Annotated in this window: 20 protein-coding genes; 14 read left to right on the forward strand and 6 right to left on the reverse strand. The window is 59.3% G+C overall.

From position 1 onward, the window contains the following. Window positions 1–9: 9 nt before the first annotated feature. Both HMPREF1153_RS06345 and serC read right to left on the reverse strand, forming a co-directional pair. Complete coding sequence (locus HMPREF1153_RS06345; protein ID WP_009646139.1) at window positions 10–291, reverse strand: helix-turn-helix transcriptional regulator; 282 nt, start codon at window positions 289–291, stop codon at window positions 10–12. Window positions 292–532: 241 nt separating this feature from the next. Next, entirely contained in the window at window positions 533–1621 is a 1089-nt protein-coding gene (gene serC / locus HMPREF1153_RS06350; RefSeq protein WP_009646164.1) for a 3-phosphoserine/phosphohydroxythreonine transaminase, read from the reverse strand. Window positions 1622–1824: 203 nt separating this feature from the next. On the opposite strand from serC, the gene serA reads away from it, so the two are divergent. The 3 genes from serA to HMPREF1153_RS06365 all read left to right on the forward strand — a co-directional run bounded on the left by serA (window position 1825) and on the right by HMPREF1153_RS06365 (window position 5416). Then, on the forward strand, window positions 1825–3408 hold the full coding sequence (gene serA / locus HMPREF1153_RS06355; protein WP_009646145.1) for a phosphoglycerate dehydrogenase: 1584 nt from the start codon (window positions 1825–1827) through the stop codon (window positions 3406–3408). A gap of 19 nt (window positions 3409–3427) precedes the next feature. Further along, window positions 3428–4642, forward strand: a complete 1215-nt coding sequence (fliB, locus tag HMPREF1153_RS06360) for a flagellin lysine-N-methylase (protein ID WP_009646127.1) — start codon at window positions 3428–3430, stop codon at window positions 4640–4642. A gap of 132 nt (window positions 4643–4774) precedes the next feature. Continuing rightward, complete coding sequence (locus HMPREF1153_RS06365) at window positions 4775–5416, forward strand: flavodoxin (RefSeq protein ID WP_009646144.1); 642 nt, start codon at window positions 4775–4777, stop codon at window positions 5414–5416. A gap of 54 nt (window positions 5417–5470) precedes the next feature. On the opposite strand, the gene HMPREF1153_RS06370 is transcribed toward HMPREF1153_RS06365, so the two are convergent. Genes HMPREF1153_RS06370 through HMPREF1153_RS06385 form a run of 4 tightly spaced genes read right to left on the reverse strand, consistent with a single transcriptional unit; the run spans window position 5471 to window position 10186 of the window. Beyond that, complete coding sequence (locus tag HMPREF1153_RS06370) at window positions 5471–6244, reverse strand: ABC transporter ATP-binding protein (RefSeq protein WP_009646160.1); 774 nt, start codon at window positions 6242–6244, stop codon at window positions 5471–5473. Next, window positions 6241–7002, reverse strand: coding sequence for an ABC transporter permease (locus HMPREF1153_RS06375; protein WP_009646126.1), 762 nt, complete (start codon window positions 7000–7002; stop codon window positions 6241–6243). Before HMPREF1153_RS06375 ends, HMPREF1153_RS06370 begins: the two co-directional genes overlap by 4 nt. 14 nt (window positions 7003–7016) lie before the next feature. After that, window positions 7017–7976 (reverse strand): ABC transporter substrate-binding protein, encoded by a 960-nt coding sequence (locus HMPREF1153_RS06380; protein WP_009646142.1) that lies wholly within the window; start codon window positions 7974–7976, stop codon window positions 7017–7019. Next, window positions 7973–10186, reverse strand: coding sequence for a carbon monoxide dehydrogenase (locus HMPREF1153_RS06385; protein WP_083847472.1), 2214 nt, complete (start codon window positions 10184–10186; stop codon window positions 7973–7975). Before HMPREF1153_RS06385 ends, HMPREF1153_RS06380 begins: the two co-directional genes overlap by 4 nt. 201 nt (window positions 10187–10387) lie before the next feature. On the opposite strand from HMPREF1153_RS06385, the gene HMPREF1153_RS06395 reads away from it, so the two are divergent. From HMPREF1153_RS06395 to HMPREF1153_RS06440, 11 genes are all read left to right on the forward strand, one after another. Further along, a complete protein-coding gene (locus HMPREF1153_RS06395; protein WP_009646175.1) occupies window positions 10388–12283 on the forward strand; it encodes a sucrose-specific PTS transporter subunit IIBC in 1896 nt (631 codons plus the stop codon). Between the two features lie 4 nt (window positions 12284–12287). After that, window positions 12288–13757 (forward strand): glycoside hydrolase family 32 protein, encoded by a 1470-nt coding sequence (locus HMPREF1153_RS06400; protein WP_009646171.1) that lies wholly within the window; start codon window positions 12288–12290, stop codon window positions 13755–13757. Next, complete coding sequence (locus HMPREF1153_RS06405) at window positions 13742–14758, forward strand: LacI family DNA-binding transcriptional regulator (RefSeq protein ID WP_009646121.1); 1017 nt, start codon at window positions 13742–13744, stop codon at window positions 14756–14758. The genes HMPREF1153_RS06400 and HMPREF1153_RS06405 overlap by 16 nt, the downstream gene beginning before the upstream one ends. 252 nt (window positions 14759–15010) lie before the next feature. Then, the gene (locus HMPREF1153_RS13230; RefSeq protein ID WP_369791800.1) at window positions 15011–15082 is read left to right on the forward strand and encodes a 4Fe-4S binding protein; all 72 of its coding nucleotides are present in this window, start codon (window positions 15011–15013) and stop codon (window positions 15080–15082) included. 16 nt (window positions 15083–15098) lie between these two features. After that, window positions 15099–16649, forward strand: coding sequence for an ABC transporter permease/substrate-binding protein (locus HMPREF1153_RS06410; protein WP_009646170.1), 1551 nt, complete (start codon window positions 15099–15101; stop codon window positions 16647–16649). Further along, window positions 16646–17374 carry an ATP-binding cassette domain-containing protein gene (locus HMPREF1153_RS06415; RefSeq protein ID WP_009646168.1) on the forward strand — a complete coding sequence of 243 codons (729 nt, stop codon included), beginning with the start codon at window positions 16646–16648 and terminating at the stop codon, window positions 17372–17374. The genes HMPREF1153_RS06410 and HMPREF1153_RS06415 overlap by 4 nt, the downstream gene beginning before the upstream one ends. Window positions 17375–17408: 34 nt before the next feature. Further along, a complete protein-coding gene (locus HMPREF1153_RS06420; protein WP_009646177.1) occupies window positions 17409–17846 on the forward strand; it encodes a WapI family immunity protein in 438 nt (145 codons plus the stop codon). Between the two features lie 131 nt (window positions 17847–17977). Beyond that, window positions 17978–18778, forward strand: coding sequence for an ADP-ribosylglycohydrolase family protein (locus tag HMPREF1153_RS06425; protein WP_009646163.1), 801 nt, complete (start codon window positions 17978–17980; stop codon window positions 18776–18778). A gap of 74 nt (window positions 18779–18852) precedes the next feature. Next, window positions 18853–19323, forward strand: coding sequence for a hypothetical protein (locus tag HMPREF1153_RS06430; protein WP_009646174.1), 471 nt, complete (start codon window positions 18853–18855; stop codon window positions 19321–19323). 334 nt (window positions 19324–19657) lie between these two features. Next, window positions 19658–20524 carry an ABC transporter ATP-binding protein gene (locus HMPREF1153_RS06435; protein WP_009646152.1) on the forward strand — a complete coding sequence of 289 codons (867 nt, stop codon included), beginning with the start codon at window positions 19658–19660 and terminating at the stop codon, window positions 20522–20524. Then, entirely contained in the window at window positions 20525–21262 is a 738-nt protein-coding gene (locus tag HMPREF1153_RS06440; protein WP_009646176.1) for an ABC transporter permease, read from the forward strand. Window positions 21263–21284 lie beyond the last annotated feature (22 nt).

The raw sequence follows: 21284 nt of genomic DNA on the forward strand, positions 1-21284 counted from the left end.
AGTCAACATTCATCGAAGTTCGATTTGAAGTTCTTTTCCAAGCGAATGTGCTGTACGAATCAGGAAATCCAACGATGGATTATATGTGCCGCTTTCCAAGCGGCAGATGTTCGAACGCTGCGTGCCCATGCGCTGAGCCAACTCGCTCTGCGTCATATTCTGCTCGGTGCGGGCGGCTATGATCTGGGCGATCAGTTTATAGCGCGGCTGCAGTCGCTCATATTCTGAAGCAAAATTCTCATTCTCCAGCAATTTTTCGCGAATATGCGACAGGCTCACTCCTGGCTTCATTTTCTAGACCTCCTCTCATAGTCTGCTTTGTATTGCAAGGCGCGTTCCAATTCCCTTAGCGGAGTTCGCATCGTTTTCTTTTTGAATCCGTGGAGAAGGACAATGATAAAAGTCGATATTCCAAGACATGCTTCAGCCTCCTTGTTTCAATGTTATCATATACGATAACGAAAAACAAGACAGAGAAGCAAGAACCCGCAGTTGAAAATCAGCTGCGGGTTCTTGCTTCTCTATACATATCTCAGTTTTCCTTGCGGAATTTCTGCATGAAGTCGACGAGAGCGGCTACGCCTTCGTAGGGCATCGCGTTGTAGATCGATGCCCTCATGCCGCCGACGGAGCGGTGTCCCTTGACGCCGCCGAGTCCGTATTCTGCGGCTTCGGCGACGAACTTCTTCTCAAGCTCCTCGCTCGGCAGGCGGAAGGTGACGTTCATGAAGGAGCGGCTGTCCTTGTCCGCATGTCCCTTGTAGAAGCCGTCGGAGCTGTCGATTGCATCGTAGAGCAGCGCCGCCTTCTTCTCGTTGCGCTTCGCCATCTCAGCGAGGCCGCCCTGCGCCTTGATCCATGCGGCGACCTTGCCGACCATGTAGATGCCGAAAGCGGGCGGCGTGTTGTAGAGGGAGTTCTTCTTGTAGTGCGTCGAGTAGCGCAGCATCGTCGGCAGCGTCTCGGGGCTCTTTTCGAGCATCGACTTCTTTGCGACGACGAGGCAGGTGCCGGCAGGGCCGAGGTTTTTCTGCACGCCCGCGTATATGAAGCTGAATTTCTTGAAGTCGAGGGGACGCGAGAGCATGTCGGACGACATGTCAGCGATCAGCGGTACGTCGCCCGTCTCGGGAATGTAGTGATACTCTGTGCCGTAGATCGTGTTGTTGTAACACAGATGAAGATATGCTGCATTCGGATCGAGTTTGATTTCTTCCTGCGTCGGCACATGGCGGAAGCCGCCGTCCTTCGAGGAAGCCGCAATCTCGCCGACACCGAGGAGAGCGGCCTCGTCGTAAGCCTTCGTTGCGAAGCTGCCCGACAGCACATAGCTGCCCTTCCTCTCCTTCGTCGCATAGTTCATCGCGACCATGGCGAAAGCGAGGCTCGCGCCGCCCTGCACGAAGAGCACGTCGTAGTCGTCGCCGAGTCCCATGAGCGAGAGGATGTCCGCCTTCGCCTGGTTGTGCACCTCGTCGTACGCCTTGGCGCGGTGCGAAATCTCCAGGATCGACATGCCCGAGTTGCGGAAATTGAGGAACTCCGCCTGCGCTTCCTTGAGCACATCAAGCGGCAGAGCGGCAGGGCCGGGATTGAAATTGTAAATGCGATTCGCTTCCACAGAAAGACCTCCTGACAAAGTGAAAAAGTGACTCCTATACAAATATACACTCAATTCTACCCCCTTTTTCGTGTTTTCGTCAAGTGAATCTTTGTTTTCTCCGTAAGTATGTTTGCCATACGATTGTCCACTGGATAAGTTGCTGGAAAAATGGTATGATATTACCCGTGGAGTGAACATCTAGTCGTAGAGGAGCGATGAATATGAAAATTCTCGTAGCAGACGGCGTATCTCAGAAGGCGATTGACATCCTTTCCCCGAAGTTTGAGGTTGTCGAGAAGCCGAAGCTTTCGCATGAGGAGCTTCTGGACATCATCGGCGATTTCGAGGCTGTTATCGTGCGCTCGGCGTCGAAAGTGACGAAGGACGTCATCGACAAGGCGGCGAAGCTCAAGATCATCGGCCGCGCCGGCGTCGGCGTCGACAACATCGACGTGGCGGCGGCGACGGCGCGCGGCATCATCGTCATCAATTCGCCGGGCGGCAATACGATCGCGGCGACGGAGCATACGATGGCGATGATGCTCGCGATGAGCCGTAACATCCCCATCGCCAACGAGACGATGCAGAAGGGCGAGTGGAACCGCAAGAAGTATGTCGGCGTCGAGCTGCGCGGCAAGACGCTCGGCGTCATCGGCATGGGGCGCATCGGCTCGGGCGTCGCCAAGCGTGCGCTCTCCTTCGATATGAACGTCATCGGCTACGATCCGTACATCAACGAGGAGCGCGCCAAGGCGATGGGCGTCGTTGTCGGCACGCTCGATGAAGTGATCGAGAAGTCGGACTTCATCACGGTGCACATGCCGCTCAATCCAGATACGAAGGACATGCTCGACAAGAAGGCGATCGCACGCATGAAGAAGGGCGTGCGCCTCGTCAACTGCGCGCGCGGCGGCATCATCAACGAGCAGGATCTCGCCGACGCCGTGAAGGCTGGGCATGTCGCGGGCGCGGCGATCGACGTCTTCACGAGCGAGCCTTTGGAAGAGGGCAATCCGCTCGTCGGCGTGCCGGGCATCATCCTCACGCCGCATCTTGGCGCATCGACGGTCGAGGCGCAGATCGGCGTCGCCCTCGACGTGGCGGAGGGAATCCGTGCGGCGCTTTCGGGCGAGCCTGTCTTGACAGCGGTCAACATGGCGCCCGTGTCGGCAGACGTCATGCACGTCATCCGCCCCTATCTCGACCTCGCCGAGCGCCTTGGCTGTACGGTATGCTCGCTGGCTGACGGCGCGATCACGGAGCTTGCCGTCGAGTACAGCGGCGACATCACGGAAGTCAACACGCAGATGCTCACGACGGGCGTCATCAAGGGCATGCTGAACCCCGTCCTGGAGTTCAACGTCAACTACGTCAACGCGCCGAGCCTTGCCAAGGAGCGCAGCATCAAGGTGCGCGAGGTAAAGCACAAGGAGTCGCAAGACTTCCAGAACCTCATCTCCGTCTGCGTCAAGACGGCGAAGGGAGAAACGGTTGTCAAAGGAACACTCTTCGGCACGGAAGGCCGCATCGTTTCGATCAACGGCTATCGCGTCGACGTCGATCCGCACGATCGCATCCTCATCTGCCCGCACATCAACCGTCCCGGCGTCATCGGCACGGTCGGCACGATGATGGGCGAGCGCGGTGTCAACATTTCGAGCATGCAGGTCGGCCGTACGGACAAGGAAGGGACGAATGTCATGGTTCTGACCGTCGATCACGACATCCCCGAAGATCTGCTGCAAAAGATCACCGCTGTCGATGGCATCTTCGGCGCACGCCTCGTGAACTTCCATGCGATCTGATTCACAGCCTCTTTTTGACATGCTGCGCCCTGCATGTGTGGCGGAGTTCCTGTGTGATAGCAGAGTCTGCGGCTCGAATTGCTGTGCCCTTGGTTGGGGTATTGCGATTGATAAAGAATATTATGCGCTGTACCAGAGGATTTCGAATATAAGAATCCGTATGCGCGTTCTTGATGCGATCGAGCAGCGTGAAGACGGCACTTATGCCATCAAGAAGTGTGAGGAGACGGATGGTGCCTGCGCATTGCTCGAACCCGACGGACTTTGCTTTTTGCACAAGAATTTCGGGGAACAATACCTGTCGACGACCTGCGCGCTTTATCCGCGCGTGACATATCTCATGGGCAATATGGCTTCGGGTTCGTTGACGCTTACCTGCCCCATCGCGCAGAAGCTGCTTCTGCTCGGGAAGGAGCCCCTGCGGTTGGAGCGTGGGCAGGCACCTGTTGCCCGCAATGTCTACTGGATGGTGCGCCCGAAAATGAGCGATGCTTCCTTTCGCCTCGTGCAGGAAACAGCGATCGCACTTTTGCAGCAGCGTCGCTATACGCTCGATGAGAGGCTGACAATCCTCGGTTTCTTTCTCGATCGCGTGGATGAGGCTCTCGGCGAGGGCGCGACGGAGAAGGCGCTGGTGACAATCGCACAGTTCTATCGGACGCCGGCTGCCGCAGGCCTCCTGGCGCATGTGCCGTTCGACGCTGCGGCACATATGCGTTGGATTTTCGGCTGGATGGACGAGGCAAAGCGTCATGGCTGGGATGCGCTCTTCTGGGGACGCCGCGAAGGAACGCAGGAGGCTTCCTTCAATCAAGTGACGGATGTTTACGAGCTTCGGGGGGAGAACAGCCTCTCGCGACTGAAGGTGCTTTATGCAGCATATCGGGCATTTTATCGCGAGAAGTTTTTGCCCGCGTATGGGCATATCCTTGAGAATTATCTCGTCAATGAGATCTTCCTCACGGGTTTTCCCTGCAAATGGGAAGGCCCTGTTTTCCTTGACTGGCGCCTTTTTGTCGCACGTTGGAAGCTCCTGGAGTTCTTCCTCATCGCCTGGGTGAAGCGCTGCGACGGTGACATCGGGGAAGAGGAGGTCTTGAGTCTCATCGAGTGCGCCGAGCGTGCCGACAATCACTTCCCGTTGTATACAGAAGCATGGAACGCTTACATCCAGGCAGGAGAGCAGGAGCCTCTCTTGTGGATGCGGCAGATGCTCGTCTGCGGTGAACGCTGATGAAGGATGCAGGCGTGATGAAAAACACGGTGGAGAGAAGTTTCCTCAAAAAGGGGCGGCATGGGCAGGCCGCCCCTTTTCTTGTTCCATCATGTAGGTTATAATGGAGGAGGAAAGAGAGAGGAGGCCATCATGAATTTGAGAAAAGCAATGCTGATCGGCGCTGTCTTGCTGACTGTCCTGGCTGCTGCGGCGTACAGTCTGCAAGGTTCCTTTGCCGGTTTCGGTTTTGGCGGCCCTAAGGTGCTTGTCGCGTATTTCTCTCGCGCAGGTGAGAATTATGCCGTCGGCCGCACCGAGAAGGGCAATACGGCGGCACTGGCGGAGATCATCGCCGACGAAGTGGGCGGCGATCTTTTTGAGATCAAGACGAAGGAGGCGTATCCGGAGAAGCTCAAGGAGGTGCTTGAAGTCGCACGCCGCGAACAGAAGGAGAACGCGCGGCCAGAGCTTGCGGAGAAGGTGAATCTCGCCGACTACGACATCATCTTCCTCGGCTACCCGAACTGGTGCAGCGATATGCCGATGGCGGTCTATACGTTCCTCGAAACGAATGATTTCGAGGGCAAGACGATCATTCCGTTTTCGACGTCCCTGACGGATGCTCTGACTGGAAATGAGAAGAACATCCCGCTCCATGCGAAGGGCGCGAAGGTTCTCGACGGTCTCGGTCTTGAAGGGAAGTTTGTCCACGATACGCCGAGGCTCGTGAAGCCGCTGGTCAAGGAATGGCTCGACAACCTCAACTGGAAAGAGGCTGCGAAAAGCGAATAGGGACATGGGAAAGAGAAGAGGCGTCCTCTGCGTGCAGAGGACGCCTCTTCCCTTTTATATGTAGTATTCCGTCTTGTCGGCGGGCTTCAGGGAGAATTCGCGGAAGATGCGGTCACGGATGTGGAGAAAGTCGGAACTCGTGCGGTCGCGTTTGCCGTGGAGGTCGACTTCGATGATGCTCTTGACCTTGCCGGGGTTCGGCGTCATGACGACGACGCGGTCGGCGAGCACGACGGCTTCGTCGATGTCGTGCGTGACGAAGATGATGGTCTTGCCCTGCTTGCGGCAGATGGCGGAAATCTCGTCCTGCAGGCTCATGCGCGTGATGGCGTCGAGGGCGGCGAACGGTTCATCCATGAAGATGATGTCGGGATCGACGGCGAGGGCGCGTGCGATGGCGACGCGCTGCTGCATGCCGCCCGAGAGTTCCGCGGGATGGTGCGAGGCGAAGCGCTCCAAGCCGACGAGGGCGAGGTAGCGGCGCGCGATTTTTGTGCGCTCTTCGGGCGCTGTGCCGAGGCTTTCCAGACCGAGCTCGACGTTCTTTTCTACCGTGCGCCACGGCAGGAGGCCGTAGTTCTGGAAGATCGTGACGTTCTTGATGCTCGGCGAGGTGACCTCCTCGCCCGCGATGCGCACGCTGCCGCTCGATACGCGGTCGAAGCCCGCGAGCGCCGCGAGGAGCGTGCTCTTGCCGCAGCCCGAGGGGCCGAGGAGGCAGATGAATTCGCCGCGCTCGATGGCTAGGTCGACGTGGGAGAGCGCCGTGAAGCGTGCGCCCTTCTGCTCGTAGTGGCGGCAGACGTCTCGTATTTCGATGTAGCTCATGATTTCCCTCCTCGTATGCCCCAGGCGCGGTAAAGCTGCCTCTCGGCGAGGCTCATGGCGCTGTCCAAGAGAAGTCCGAGAAGTCCGATGGTGAGGATTGCTGCCATCAGGAGGTCGGCTCTGAGGTTGTTTCGCGCATCGATGATGAGGAAGCCCAGCCCCGACTGGGCGCCGACCATCTCGCCGGCGACGAGGAAGACCCAGGCCGTGCCGAGGGCGAGGTGAAGCCCCGTGGCAATCTGCGGGAAGATGGCGGGCAGGATGATCTTCGTGAAGACGGCAGGCTCTTTGATGCCGAAGTTTTGCGCGACCTTCAGATAGACGGGGTCGAGCTTCTGCACGGCGGCGACAGTCGCGAGCAGCACGGGGAAGAACGCTGCGAGGAAGATGATGACTATGGCAGGCGCTTCGCCGATGCCGAAGAAGAGCACGATGAAGGGCAGCCAGGCGACGGGTGAGACGGGGCGAAGCACCTGCGCGATGGGGTTGAGGTACGCCCATACCTTGGAGTACCAGCCGAGAATGAGACCTGCAGCGAGCGCGAGGAGGACGGAGGCGAGGTAGCCGACGGCGAAGCGCACGAGGCTCGCCGCGACGTCCTCGAAGAGCACACCATCCTTGATGAGCTCGACAAATCCCAGGAAGGCGGCGAGAGGTGAGGGGAAAAGCGCCTCGTGCCAGCCGCTGAACGCACAGATCGCCTGCCAAAAGAGGAGAGTGACGGCGGCCGCGCCGATAAGATGCCGGACGTTTTTCATAAATCACAAACCTTTCAGGGGAGAAGGCTTCGGTCGACGAAGTCTTCGTAGGGCGGCGCTTTCTGCAGCAGCCCCGCCGCTTTCATGCGTGCGGTCAATGCATTGTAGGTTTCTTCGCTGATGGCGAGATCGTCGTAGGAGATCCAGTCGAAGGATTTTTCCAGTACGGCGGGCTTCGTCTTGAGAAAATGGCCGGCGATCTCTGTCCGGCTTTCGGGATGTTCGCTCAGATGCTCGCTCGCCTCCATGTATGCCTTGACCGTCGCGCGTGCAAGCTCCTCGTTTTCGCGCACGAAGCTGCCGTTGAAAACGAGGGCGCAGCACGGGCTTTCGTTCCAGAGTTCGTCATCACGCACGAAGAGCTTGCCCGCGCCGAGAGCGATGGCCTGCGAGCCGAAAGGCTCGGCAACGCAGTAGCCGGCGATTTGTTTCTGCGCGAGTGCGGCGGGCATTTCGGGCGGCGTCATCTCGACGACTTTCAGATCGCGTTCCGTCATGCTGTGAGCGGCGAGAAGCTCGTCGAGGAGCAGCTTGTGCGTCGATTGCTTGTGCGGGATGGCGAAGACCTTGCCCGTGAGGTCTTCGACGCGTTCGATCTCGGGCAGGGTGACGACGATGTTGCCGTCCTTATGCCCGAGAGTCGCCGCCTTGAGATCGATGCCCTGTTCGCGCGCTTTGACGGCAAGCTCGATGAGCACCGAGGCACCGTCGACGCGCCCTGTGTTGAGCGCGTCCATAAGCTCGGGCCATGAACCGTACTTGATCAGCTCGATCCGGACAGGACCGTCGGGCGATTCCATTTCCTTTTCGGCAAAGAGCGGCAGGGCATGGGTGGTCGGCAGGTAGGCGAGGCGCACGGTGCGCACGTCTCGCGGCTCGGCTTCGCTTCTGTAGCTGCCGAAGGCGGCGAGTACGCCGACGACGGCAAAGAGCGAAGCGAGGACGAGGAGGCGCTTTCTTGCTGCTTGTTTCATGCGTTTGCCGCCTTCGCTGCCGGGATGGAAGCCGTCTCGCCGCTCGCTTCCGAGGCGGAAAGCTGCAGCGGTGCGCACGCCTTCCAGCCGAGCGCCCGACGCGCCTCGTCGATGTCTTCGAGCATTTTCTTCGCGAGCGCCTTGGGATCGGTGATGACCGTCATGACGGCGCCGAGCGTTTCCAGCGTGTCCTTCTTAAGGAAGTTCTCAACGTTCGTTGAGCCTTGTACGGGCGGTTCGACGCAGTGGTAGGAGTTGATGCCGAAGAGGCGGAAGGCGAGCGAGGCGTCAAGCCCCTTCTCGTTCGCCCACTCGGGACTCGCAAACGCGAACGGCATGTCCTTGATGTCCTCTCCTGCCGCTGCTGCCGTGCCGCCGAGGATCGTCGAGGCGCGCGTGTTGTCGACGCACTCGCCCATGTGCCATACGGGCGGCTGGTCGTCGCCGAGGAATTCGCGCAGATTCCTGCCCGTCTTGGCGAGCGCCGAGAGGCTGCAGTAGCCGAGCTTCAAGAGCGGGAACGAGGCGCAGCCGTTGGTGAAGATGAGGACATCGTTCTTTATCAGCTCCTCAGCGATGTCGATGATGGCGCGCTCGTAGACGACGCGCGGGTTGTTGCAGCCGACCATGTTGACGATGCCGCGGATCTTGCCGCTCTTCAGCGCTTCTGCAATCGCGCCGAATCCCTTGTAGCGCTCGCTGACGGATTCGGCGCTGAAGCCGATCTCCGCTGTGACCTCGTAGGCGGGGATGAAGACGGGCACGTCGCGCCGCGCGGCGAAGCTCTCGATGGCGCGTGTGACGATTTTGCGTGCGATCTTCTCCGTGTCGGCGACGTTCGAGTGATGGTGGTCGTAGGCGTAGTGCTCCGCGCCGGGCAGACGCGCCGCATCGCTCGTCGTGACGACGGTCGTCTTGAAGCAGCGCGCCACGTCCATGATGGAGGGGAAGACGTCCTGCACGTCGGCGACCCAGAGGTCGAGCGCACCCGTGCCGAGCACGAGTTCTGCGCCGACGGCGTTCGAGAGCGGGATGACGCCTTCGTAGCGGTACATGGCGGCGAGGCACGAACAGCAGATGCCGTAGAACTGGATGCCCTCTGCGCCGTGCTTCTTCGCGAGGTCGATGAATTCCTGCGTGCGGCCAATGCGCACGATCTCGCTGACGAGCGTCGGCAGATGGCCGTGCACGGCGATGTTGACCCAGCCTTTCTTGAGTGCGCCGACGTTGACCTTCGAGGTCGCGCGATGACCGACGCCGAAGAGCGCGTCGGTCGCGATGTTGGCGGCGACGACGCCCGTGTAGCAGAAGGCGAGGCCGCAGCGCAGGAATTGCTTCATGACGCTCTGCCAATCGCCGTCCGTGCCGCAGCCCGTGCGGTGGAAGGCGTCGAAGACCTCGTTGTAGGCGCTGATCGGCAGAATGTCGAGCTTCTGCCAGACTTCTTTTCGTTCGGCGGGGGCGAGTGCAGCGATGGAGCGATACTCTTCGGGCAGGGCGCGGGAGAGATCGGCGAGCAGCACGTCGGCAAGGCGGCTCGCGAGGCGGCGCGTGCTCTGACCGCGCGTATTGATGCCGAAGGCACGGCAGACCTCGCGGATGCGCTTTGCTCCGAGGAGCGGCAGTTTGAGTTTGCCTTCGGCGGCGAACTTCAGCGACAGCAGCACTTCGCGCGCGTGTGCGCCGTGCTGGGCGACGCCGCCCGCAGCGCTCCGAAGGAGGTTGCGCGAGACGATGAGATCGGCATCGGCGCCGCAGACGCCGCGCGGACTCTTCGCTGTGATCTTGCACGGTCCCATGTTGCAGTTCTTGCAGCAGACGCCGGCGAGGCCGAAAGAACACTGCGGCTTCTGCTGATCGAAGCGGTCGAACGCCGTATCGCAGCCGATCTGTTCCATGTGCAGCAGCATCTCGCGCACGGCGGGATCGGGCGTCTTGTCGAGCACATCCTGCTTCGAGGCGAACGTCTTGCGGTAGGCGGAAACCGCCTGCATGTAGTCGTTGACGCCGCCGTGCGTGTGCGGGTGCGCCGCGTCGTGCGTGTGCGGCTGCCAGGCAGGGTGTGCGTGGTCGTGATCATGCGTGTGCTCATGGTCGTGCGTGTGGCCATGCGCTTGTTCGTGGTCATGACTATGGCTGTGGCTGTGGATATGGCTATGGCTATGGTCGTGGCTGTGCGTGTGCTCGTGGCTGTCAGTCGTCTTCTTCATGTCGGCGCTCCTTTTTTGCAGAAGGTATTATTCATACATGTTTAGTATACAATAGACATAATATAACATACTGGATTACATGTCAATGGGGCGGAAAAATTCTTTTGCTGTGCATTCCTTCTAATCTATTGACAATGATTCTTGCGCGGGGTAAGATAAAAGTGGAGTTATGAAACCGATTTCATAGAAAGGGGAATGGGAATGGCGGAATTATTGTTGGAAAGCCCCTTGGAAGGCGAGCTTATCGCCCTTAAGGAGGTCAACGATCCTGCTTTCGCCAGTGAGGCCATGGGGCGCGGTGCTGCGGTCAAGAATCCGCAGGGCAAGGTTCGCGCGCCGTTCGACGGCGAGGTCACGGTGCTCTTTCCGACGAAGCACGCGATCGGTCTTCACTCGTCGGACGGCGTCGATCTGCTCGTCCACGTCGGACTCGACACGGTGAACCTTGAGGGCAAGCACTTCACGGCACATGTGGAGCAGGGGGCGCAGATCAAGAAGGGCGATGTGCTCATCGAGTTTGACGAGGCGGCGATTCGCGCGGCCGGCTACGATACGACGACGCCCGTCGTCGTGACGAATGCGGCGGACTACGGCACGATTACGCTCTCTTTGGGCGCACAGAAGGTCTCCTCGCCGGGCGAAGGCGAGGAAGAGGCAAGCGATGCGGCAGCGCCTGCGGCGGCGGGAACACCTGCGGCGCCTGCAGCGCCGGCAGGGCCAAATCCCGCCTACGCCTCGATGCCTGCCGAGGAGCGCGTGGCGCGAGAGATTCTCGACCACATCGGCGGCATGGCGAACATCCGCTCCGCCGAGCATTGCGCGACGCGCCTGCGCCTCATCCTGAACGACAAGGATAAGATCGAGGACAAGGCGGTCGAGAACATCGACGGCGTCAAGGGGCAGTTCTTCGCGGCGGCGCAGTACCAGATCATTCTCGGCACGGGCTTCGTCAACAAGGTCTACGACGTGCTCGTCGGCATGAATCCGGCGCTCGCGGGCGGCTCCAACAAGGAAGCTGCATACGAGCAGATGACGACGGCGCAGAAGATCTCGCGCACGTTCGGTGACGTCTTCGTGCCGATCATTCCCGTGCTCGTCGCTACCGGTCTTTTCATGGGTTTGCGCGGCATGCTGCAGAACCTCGGCGTCGAGATGAGCGACAATCTCGTGCGCATGAGCCAGATCCTGACGGATACGGCGTTCGCCTTCCTGCCGGCGCTCGTCTGCTGGTCAACGATGAAGAAGTTCGGCGGCACGCCTGTCATCGGCATCGTCCTCGGACTCATGCTCGTTGCGCCGCAGCTGCCGAACGCCTACGCGATCGCGAGCGGGGAAGCGCAACCCATCTACATGAATCTCTTGGGGCTTTCGATTCCCGTCGTCGGTTACCAAGGATCGGTTCTGCCGGCACTCGTCCTCGGCATCCTTGCCGCAAAGGTTGAAGCGGGACTCAAGAAGTTCATCCCCGATGTCGTCGACCTCATCTTCACGCCGTTCCTCACGCTCTTTTCGTGCATGATCGTCGGCCTCCTCATCGTCGGCCCCATCATGCATACGCTGGAACTTGCCGTGTTCGGTGCGGTGCGTGCGTTCCTTGAACTGCCGTTCGGCATCGGCGGCTTCATCGTCGGCGGCCTGCATCAGGTCATCGTCGTCAGCGGCATCCACCATGTATTCAACGCGCTTGAGATTCAGCTCCTCGCCTCGACGGGGCGCGACGCCTTCAACGCGATCATCACGGGCGCGATCATCGCGCAGGGCGGCGCTGCCGTCGCTGTCGCGGCGCGCACGAAGAACAAGAAGAAGCGCGCCCTCTACATCTCGTCGGCGATTCCGGCGTTCCTCGGCATCACGGAGCCGGCGATCTTCGGCATCAACCTGCGCTTCATGAAGCCCTTTCTCTACGCGCTCGCGGGCGGTGCCTGCGCGGGAGCGGCGTCGGGCATCATGCACCTCGCGGGCACGGGCATGGGCGTGACGGTTCTGCCGGGCACGCTGCTCTACATGGATCATCTCCTCGAATACCTGATCGTCAATGTCATCGGCTTTGGCATCGCTTTTGGCCTGACGTACACGCTCTTCGATCCGAAGGAGTGAGAACATGGCAAACGAAGCGTTCGACAAGGCGTTTGACAAGGAAGCGATCGACGCGAAGGTGCGCGAGGGATTTCCCTTGCAGCATCGCTGGCACAACGACTTCCATCTCGAAATGCCGTTCGGCCTCGTCAACGATCCCAACGGGCTTTCGTGGTACGCGGGAAAGTACCACATCTTCTTTCAGTGGAATCCCTTGGGCGTCGAGCACAAGCACAAGTGCTGGGGGCATGTGGAAACCGAGGATTTCGTGCATTATCGCCTGCCCGAGCTTGCGCTCTGGCCGAGCGATGTGCATGACAAGGACGGCTGCTACTCGGGCGCGGGCTTCGTCGAGGACGATGCCCTGCGCCTCGTCTACACGTGCAACCGCAAGGAGGACGGCGTGCGCACGCCTGCGCAGAGACTCGCCACGTGGCAGCCGGAAAAGGGGATCGCGCAGAAGGATGAAATCATCATCGAGCACGAGCCGCGCGGGGTTACGGCGCATTTTCGCGATCCGAGCCGCTTCGTAAAAGACGGGCGCGAGTTCCTCGTGCTCGGTGCGCAGACGACAGAAGAGAAGGGACGCGCCGTGCTCTACGAAAAAAAGGAGGGCGCGTGGCAGCTTGCGGGCGAGATCAAGACGGAGCTATCGGACTTCGGCTACATGTGGGAGTGCCCGACGCTCCTGCCGCTTGCGGAAGGCGATGTGCTGCTCTTCTCGCCGCAGGGGCTTGGCGCCGAGGACTATCGCTGGCAGAACCTCTACCAGTCGGGCTACGTCGCAGGAAAGCTCGACGTCGATTCACTGAAGCTGCAGCACGGCGCTTTTCATGAGCTTGATCGGGGATTTGACTTCTATGCGCCGCAGGCATTCGTGCACGAGGGGCGTGCGATTCTCTTCGGCTGGATGGGAATGCCCGAGCGCGAGGAAGAGTACCCGACGCGCGAAGAGGGCTGGCTCTTCTCGCTGACGATGCCGCGCGAGGTGCGCCTTTCGGACGGCAGGCTCTTTTTTGCGCCGCTCGAAGAGATGAAGGCTCTTCGCAACGGTGCGGCGCAGAAGTTCGGCGCTTGCCGGATAGAAGAGTTGGGGCAGGATCTCGCGGAGAAGTCGGAAATCGAACTGGAAATTGCCTTCGGCGATGCGCAGGAGGTGCATGTCGATCTCGTTTATAGGGAGGCGGGCGAATATATGCGGCTTTCCTATATGCGGCCGACCGCCGTCATGACGCTCGACCGCACGGGAATGCGGCTCGGCGGGCGCGGCGTGCGCCGCTTCCGGCTCGCTGTGCGCGATTCGCTGAAACTGCACATCTATCAGGACAAGACCGCCGTCGAAGTCTTCTTCCAAGACGGCGAGGAAGCTGCTTCCTTCTTCGTCTTTCCGACGAAGAAGGAAAAGCCGAAGCTCGTGATCTCGGCGGATAGGAAGCTCGAACGCATAGAGGGAAGTTTGTGGGAATTGGAGGGATTTACATGGAACGCAAGGTGACGATCCAGGATATCGCAGCGATTGCCGAGGTGTCGAAAAGCACGGTTTCGCGCTATTTAAACCATGGTTATGTGAGCGAGGAGAAGGCGGAGCGCATCCAGAAGGCGATCGCGGCGACGGGATTTTCCTCGAACGCCTTCGCGCGTCGGCTGAAGGCGAAGAAGAGCGGCGTGATCGGCATCGTCATGCCGCGCGTCGATTCGCCGACGGGCGGCAAGCTGCTCACGGGAATTGCGAAGGCATTCGACGAGGTCGGCTGCCGGACATTGTTCGAATCCTCGTTTCTGGAAATGCCGCGTGAAATCAAGAATATTGAACATCTCGCGCAGTTCGGCGTTGACGGCATCCTCGTATCTTCTCTTGGCATCACGGACGAGCATATCGCGCTTGTCAAGGAACTGAAAGAGCGGGACATTCCCGTGCTCTTCATCGGACAGCAGCATGAGAAGGTGCGCTATATCAAGGCCGACGATTTCGGTGCGGGTCGTCTGCTCGGTGACTACATCCGCCGCATGGGGCATGAGCGCGTCGTCTTCGTGGGCGTCACGGAGAAGGACAAGGCCGTCGGCGTCGCACGCAAGGACGGCTTCGTCGAGGTCTTCTCGCGCGGCAACCGCAACGCGAGCGTGAACTTCGTGGAGACGGACTTCGGCTTTGAAGACTCCTACAAGAAGAGCGAGGAGATCCTAGCCTATCGCCCCAGCGCCGTCATCTGCGCGACGGACGGACTGGCTGTCGGCATCATGCGTGCGCTGCATGAGAACGGCGTCGCCGTGCCCGGAGAAGTCTCCGTCGTGGGCTTCGGCGGGTACGAACTGGGCGCTGTGACGTATCCGCCGCTGACGACCGTCGCTTTCGACTACGAAGCGCTCGGCCGCCGCGCGTCGAAGATGCTGTTGAAGATACTTGCGGGAGAAGTCGTCGAATCCGTCAGCGATTTCCCCGCCCAACTCATCGAGCGCGGCAGCGTCAGCAAGGTACTTTGGGGCAGCGAGGGATAAGCAAGATGAAGAAAACCCGCCTACGATTGTGAGTCGAAGGCGGGGTTTCTGTTTTTCGAGTGACAATGGGGACGAAGCCGATAAGAGAAAAAATGTTTCGTATGGCGAGTTTTATGCTACAATGAATATATGAATCACCGAAAGGAAGCGATAGCATGATGAGCGTTCAAGAGTATCTGGAAATCCTGCGCAATATCCGCGACTGCGCCTTTGCGACCGTCGATTGCACGGGAGCGCCCGCCGTGCGCCTGCCTGCACTGCGGACTTTGTTTTGAAAGCTGTCCTGTGGAAGCAATCGAAAGGCTGGGCAGCGAGGCGCATTGACTGAGGAGGAATCCCCATGTTTTCAGAGATGATACGACTTTTCCAGGAGCGCAGCGATTTTTTCCTGCAGCTTACGCTGGAGCATATTGCCATAGCGCTGGTGGCAATCGTCCTCGCCATCGTGCTTGGCGGCGCGATGGGCATTTTGATCGCCGAGGTTGACCGCATGGCGCAGCCGACGCTTCTCGTCGTCAATTTTCTCTACACGATCCCGTCGATCGCGATGTTCGGCTTTCTTCTGCCTTTTTCGGGCATCGGCAATACGACGGCGATCATCGCCTTGACGCTCTACGCGCTCTTGCCGATGGTGAAGAATACGCATACGGGCTTGAAGAATGTCGATCCGCTCCTCATCGAGGCGGCGGTCGGCATGGGGTCGACGCGCTTCCAGGTGCTCAGGCGCATCGCCCTGCCGCTCGCCATGCCCGTCATTCTCGCAGGCATCCGCAACATGACGACGATGACGATCGCGCTCGCGGGCATCGCGTCCTTCATCGGTGCGGGCGGTCTTGGCATCGCCATCTACCGCGGCATCACGACGAACAATGCGGCGCTCGCCTTCGACGGCTCCCTCCTCATCGCCTGTCTGGCGCTCTTGGCTGATACCGTTCTCGCTCGCCTCGAAAAGCGGGTCTTTTTCCGCCGAAGCGGTACGAGGGGGCGGAGGAGACGTTCGTGGCGGCGTCTTACGGCGATTTCTCTCGCGCTCGTCGCAGCAGGCGGCGCTTATGCGTTCTTTCAGAGCACGAAGGTGGCTGTCATCCGCATTGCGACGAAGCCGATGACGGAGCAGTTGATCCTCGGCGAGATGCTCAAACTCGTCATTGAGCAGGACGGGCGGCTCAAGGTCGCCCTGACGCCGGGCGTCGGCGGCGGCACGTCGAACATCATGCCGGCGATGGAGCATGGCGATTTCGACATCTATCCCGAGTATACGGGAACGGGCTGGCTGCAGGTCTTGAAACGCACGGACGCCTATGACGAATCGCGCTTCGCCGAGCTGCAGGAAGAGTATCGCAATCGGTATCACATGGAGTGGCTCGGCATGACGGGCTTCAACGATACCTTCGGCATCGCCGTGCGGCGGGATCTTGCCGAGCGGTATCAGCTCAGGACGTATTCCGACCTCGCACGCGTCGCAGACAAGATGAATTTTGGCGCTGAGTACGATTTCTTCGAGCGAGAGGACGGCTTCCCTGCGATGTGCCGCGCCTATGGCATGAACTTCGCTTCGACCGTCGATATCGACATCGGTCTCAAGTATCAGGCGCTTGATGAAGGCAAGCTCGATTCGATGATCGTCTTCACGACGGACGGGAGGCTTTCCAAGGTCAATGGTGTCGTGCTTGAAGATGACAAGAAATTTTTTACTTCGTATGAATGCGGCATGGTCGTGCGCGAAGAGGCGCTCTCGGCACATCCCGAGCTTCGCGCCTTGCTCGCGCATTTCGACGGACTGATTTCGGAAGCGGAGATGGCAGAGATGAACGACGCGGTCGAGTCGGGCGGCGAGGAGCCGCGCGCGGTTGCACGCCGCTTCTTGGAAGAAAGGGGGGTGCTCCGATGAGCGCGGTCATCACGTTTCGCGATGTAAGCAAATCGTATGGAGGGGCGGAGGCCGTCCGCGGTCTGAGTCTTTCCATCGAGACGGGCGAATTCATCACGGTGCTCGGCGCGTCGGGCGGCGGCAAGACGACATTTCTCAAGATGATCAACGGACTCGTCGAGCCGACTTCGGGCGAGATCACGGTGCTCGGTGACAGCCTCAAAACGGCGGATCTCGTGCAGCTGCGCCGCAAAATCGGCTATGCGATTCAGGGCAGTGTGCTCTTCCCGCATCTGACGGTCGAGGAAAACATCGCCTATGTGCCGAACCTCTGGAACAAGAGCGACAAAGCGCGCACAAAGAAGGCAGTGGCGAAGTGGATGGCGATCGTCGGCCTTGCCGGAGAGCTTGGCGAACGCTACCCTGCCGAGCTTTCGGGCGGGCAGCAGCAGCGCGTCGGCATCGCGCGCGCCTTGGCGGCGTCGCCCGAGCTTCTGCTGATGGATGAGCCGTTCGGCGCGGTCGACGCCCTGCTGCGCCGCCAGCTGCAGGACGAAATCCGCGCCATTCATGCGCGCGGCGGTCTCACGATCGTCTTCGTCACGCACGATGTCGAAGAGGCTCTGCGTCTCGGCACGCGCGTCCTCATATTGAAGGATGGCTGCATCGAGCAGTTCGCCGCGCCCGAGGAGATCAAGGCGCATCCTGCGACGGACTTCGTGCGGCAGCTTGTGGAAAAAGCGTAGGAGAGAATCAACAGGGTGTATTTATGAGGGTGTTATGTACAGATTGAATGCAGAAGATTTCTCATTGAAATTGACGCCGCGAGTCTCACAGGAAAATTCTTCCTATCCTGAGGTAAACAGTCTGCGGGTGCAGGTATCAAGCCGAGGCTTCTCGGCAGACTCCTTCATGGATGTCGACGATCTTCACTTTGCCGCGTTTGCCGTACAGCTGAATGAATTGTGCGAAACACTGAAAGGTTCGGTGCGATTGGAAGAGCCGTACAGCATGCATTGTTTCCTTGAATTCATAGCTGCGGCAGGCGGTCATATCCATGTGAAAGGCAACCTTCACAACAAGATGGGGATAGGTCATGCGCATGAGCTGACATTTGAAAACGAATTCGACCAGACATATTTGCGGACTTTTGCAAAGGCTCTGTTTGCTGACTATGGGAGATATGCGGAGGAAATCCCGAATTTGCTAAAGGGATGAAGCGAAGTGACCGTCGTTCGATTTTTTAATGGACGTTGAAAATGAAATGGGCGTCGACGCAGAAGTTGATGAGTTTCTAGTATTCTAGTAGAAAATGATAAAATCAAGGGGCAAGGAAAGGAGCGATTCGCATGTATGGAGCAATCTTAGGCGATATGATCGGTTCACCGTATGAATTTGATCGCGGCGGCAAGACGAAGGATTTTCCTCTGTTCAGTCAAGGCTCGCGCTTTACGGATGATACGGTGATGACGATCGCCGTGGCCGACGCCTTGTTGGAAGTGGGAGAAGAGGCGGACGAAGCGGCGGTTTGTGCGGCGATCGTTCGCTCGATGCAGCGCTGGGGCAGGAGGTATCCTCGCGCCGGCTACGGCGGACTCTTCCGCCGCTGGCTGGCAAGTGATGAGCCGAAGCCTTACGGCAGTTTCGGCAACGGCTCGGCGATGCGCGTCGCCGCTGCGGGCTGGCTCTATGATACACTCACGAGAACGCGCGAGGTCGCAAGGCAGACGGCGGTCGTTACGCACAACCATGCGGAGGGAATCAAGGGCGCGGAGGCGACGGCGAGCGCCATCTTCCTTTCGCGTGAGGGCAAGCCGAAGGAGGAGATCAAGGAATATATCGTGCGGGAGTTCAGCTACGATTTGTCACGCACGCTCGATGAGATTCGTCCGCATTACTCGATGGACGCTACATGCCAAGGATCTGTGCCCGAGGCGATTATTTCGTTCCTCGAAAGCACGGATTTCGAGGATGCCGTGCGAAACGCCGTGTCCCTCGGCGGTGATACGGACACGGTCGCCTGCATCGCGGGCAGCATTGCCGAAGCCTTCTACGGCGTGCCCGAAGCGCTGAAATCGGAATGCCGCCGCCGTCTGCCGCAGGAAATGCTCGCGGTGCTCGATGCGTTTGACGAGGCGCGGCAGAGGTGAGCGCGTTGGATGGGGATGAAGAAGGTAGGGTTTCAGCAGACTGAAATCGATTTTTGAAAGGGAGAGTGAACCTCATGCGTAAGTTTTTTTCTGCAATCGCTGTGTTCGCATTGTTTTCGACGATGAGCGCGGCGTCCGCTTCCGTACCCGATGAGGAAGTGTCGCTCGGCGGCATCCCTTATGGGGCGTCGGTGGATTATGTGCGCGGCATATACGGCGCACCGTCGAAGGTGTCGACGACGAGTCAGCATCCGCTTTGGCGGGGCTGGGTCGACACATATCATTATGGAGCGAGCGTGGATGTCATTTTTTGCAACGCCGCAATGGTGCATGCGGACTGCAAGGGAAATAACGGCTGGGCCACACCTGCGGGCATCACGGTCGGCATGACGAAGGAAACGGTGCTGCGCATCTATGGCGAGCCGGACAGTCAAGGGAAAGGGAGCTTCTTTTATCAGAGCGAATCCAATGGCAATCTTGGCATCAAGTTTCTGTTCAATGGGGCAGGAAAGATCACGAGCATCCATGTAGGCGCTTTCGATTGAAAAAGTGCTGGAAGCACAATTGAAAAAGCCCTCGATGATTTTCGTCGAGGGCTTTTCTGTGCGAACTTTTCTGTTGGATGTTTCGTCGGTGTGTTTTCGTGCGGTACGAAAAAATATTTCTCGTGCTATCGTTCGCACGAAAATGGAACGATAGAAATTTTCGTATCATTTGCGTGCGGCAGGAAAAATTTTTCCGTGCGATACGATTTTTGGCAGCGGACGCGGCACGAAGTACGGCAGACGGTGATTTTTCTCCTCGCATGGTTGACGCGACGTGCTTCCTGTAGTAATCTACCAACGAAGAGAAAAAGTTGCAGGCTGAGGAGGTGCTGTCTTGGTTCGCGTGGAAAATCTTGTCAAGGAGTTTCGTCATACCGATGCTGCGGGAAAGGCAGCGGTGAAGCGTGCGGTAGACGGGCTTTCTTTTGCTGTCGCACGCGGGGAGATCTTCGGGCTTTTAGGGCCGAACGGCGCGGGCAAGACGACGACGATCCGCATGTTGACGATGCTCACGCAGCCGACTTCGGGTGCAATTTTCTACGAGGGCAGGCCGCTTGCTGGAAATGAAGCGGCGGTCAAGGAGCTGATCGGCGTCGTGCCGCAGCAGGTGAACTTCGACCAGGATTTGACGGCGGGCGAGAATCTTGAGCTGCACGCGCGCCTGCATCATATCGGGGCGGCGGAGCGCCGCGCACGCATAGAAGAGCTGCTCGCCTTCGTCGAGCTTGAGGGCGTGCGGCGCGATCCCGTGCGGCGTCTGTCGGGCGGCATGAAGCGCAGGCTTCTCATCGCGCGCGCCCTTGTGCATCGCCCGCGCATCCTCTTCCTCGACGAGCCGACGGTTGCGCTCGACCCGCAGGTACGGCGGCGCATTTGGGAGCTGATCCGGCAAATGGCGCACGAAGGTGTGACGGTGCTGTTGACGACGCACTACATCGAGGAGGCGGAGAGCCTCTGCGCGCGCGTCGCCATCATGAATCGCGGCAAGCTCGCGGCGCTTGATGCGCCCGCCGCCCTGCGCGAAAGGCTCGGCGATTTCGTCGTCGAGTGGGACGGCGAGGCGGGGCGCGAGTACCGCTACTTCGCAGGGCGCAAAGACGCCGCCGCGTTTGCCGCCGCGCTCGACGGCGCGGCGAGCATCCGCCGCTCGAATCTGGAGGACGCCTTCATCGAGCTGACGGGGCGAAAGGAGGGGCTGTGATTGCTCTATGATATATGGACGGTCTTCTGGCGCGATTGGATCGTCTTGAAGCGCCGTTTGGCGAAGTTCATCTTGAGTCGCATGGTCGCGCCGCTCCTCTACCTCGTCGCCTTCGGCTGGGGTCTTGGCAGGAGCATATCGGTGTCTTCCGGCACCTATCTTGATTTTCTCGTGCCGGGCATCCTCGCGCTCAATTCCATGAACATCAGCTTCAACAGCGTGATCCCCGTGCATGCCGAGCGCATCTACCACAAGAGCCTTGAAGAGTACCTCGTCGCGCCAATCCGTCCGGCAGCCTTCGTCATCGGCAAGGTGCTTGCGGCCGTATTGCGCGGACTCATTTCCTCTGCCATTATCGTTGCGCTCGCCTGCCTTTTCGGCGCGAAGCTCTCTCTTTCCCCGCTCTTTCTCCTCGTGCTCGTGCTGAACTGCGTGATCTTTGCGGAGATCGGCTTCATCGCGGCGATGAAGATTGAGACGTACGAAGAGATGGGACAGGTCAATACATACATCCTGCTGCCGATGTCGTTCCTCTGCGGCACGTTCTTCTCGACGAAGGCCTTACCCGAGGTCGTGCGCGTCCTCATCGAGCTTCTGCCGCTCACGCATACGAGCGTGCTCCTGCGTGCACTCGCGGGCGGCGAGGCGGCGTCTGCGCTTTCTTTCGGTGCGCTCGTTTTCTACGCGCTCCTTTGCTTCTGGATTGCGAACCGGTCTTTCTCCCGGTTGACGCGCTAGGCGCTTTTGCGTTCCCACATTT

This window comes from Selenomonas sp. CM52, assembly GCF_000292955.1.
In the GTDB taxonomy this organism is placed as follows: Bacteria; Bacillota; Negativicutes; order Selenomonadales; family Selenomonadaceae; genus Selenomonas.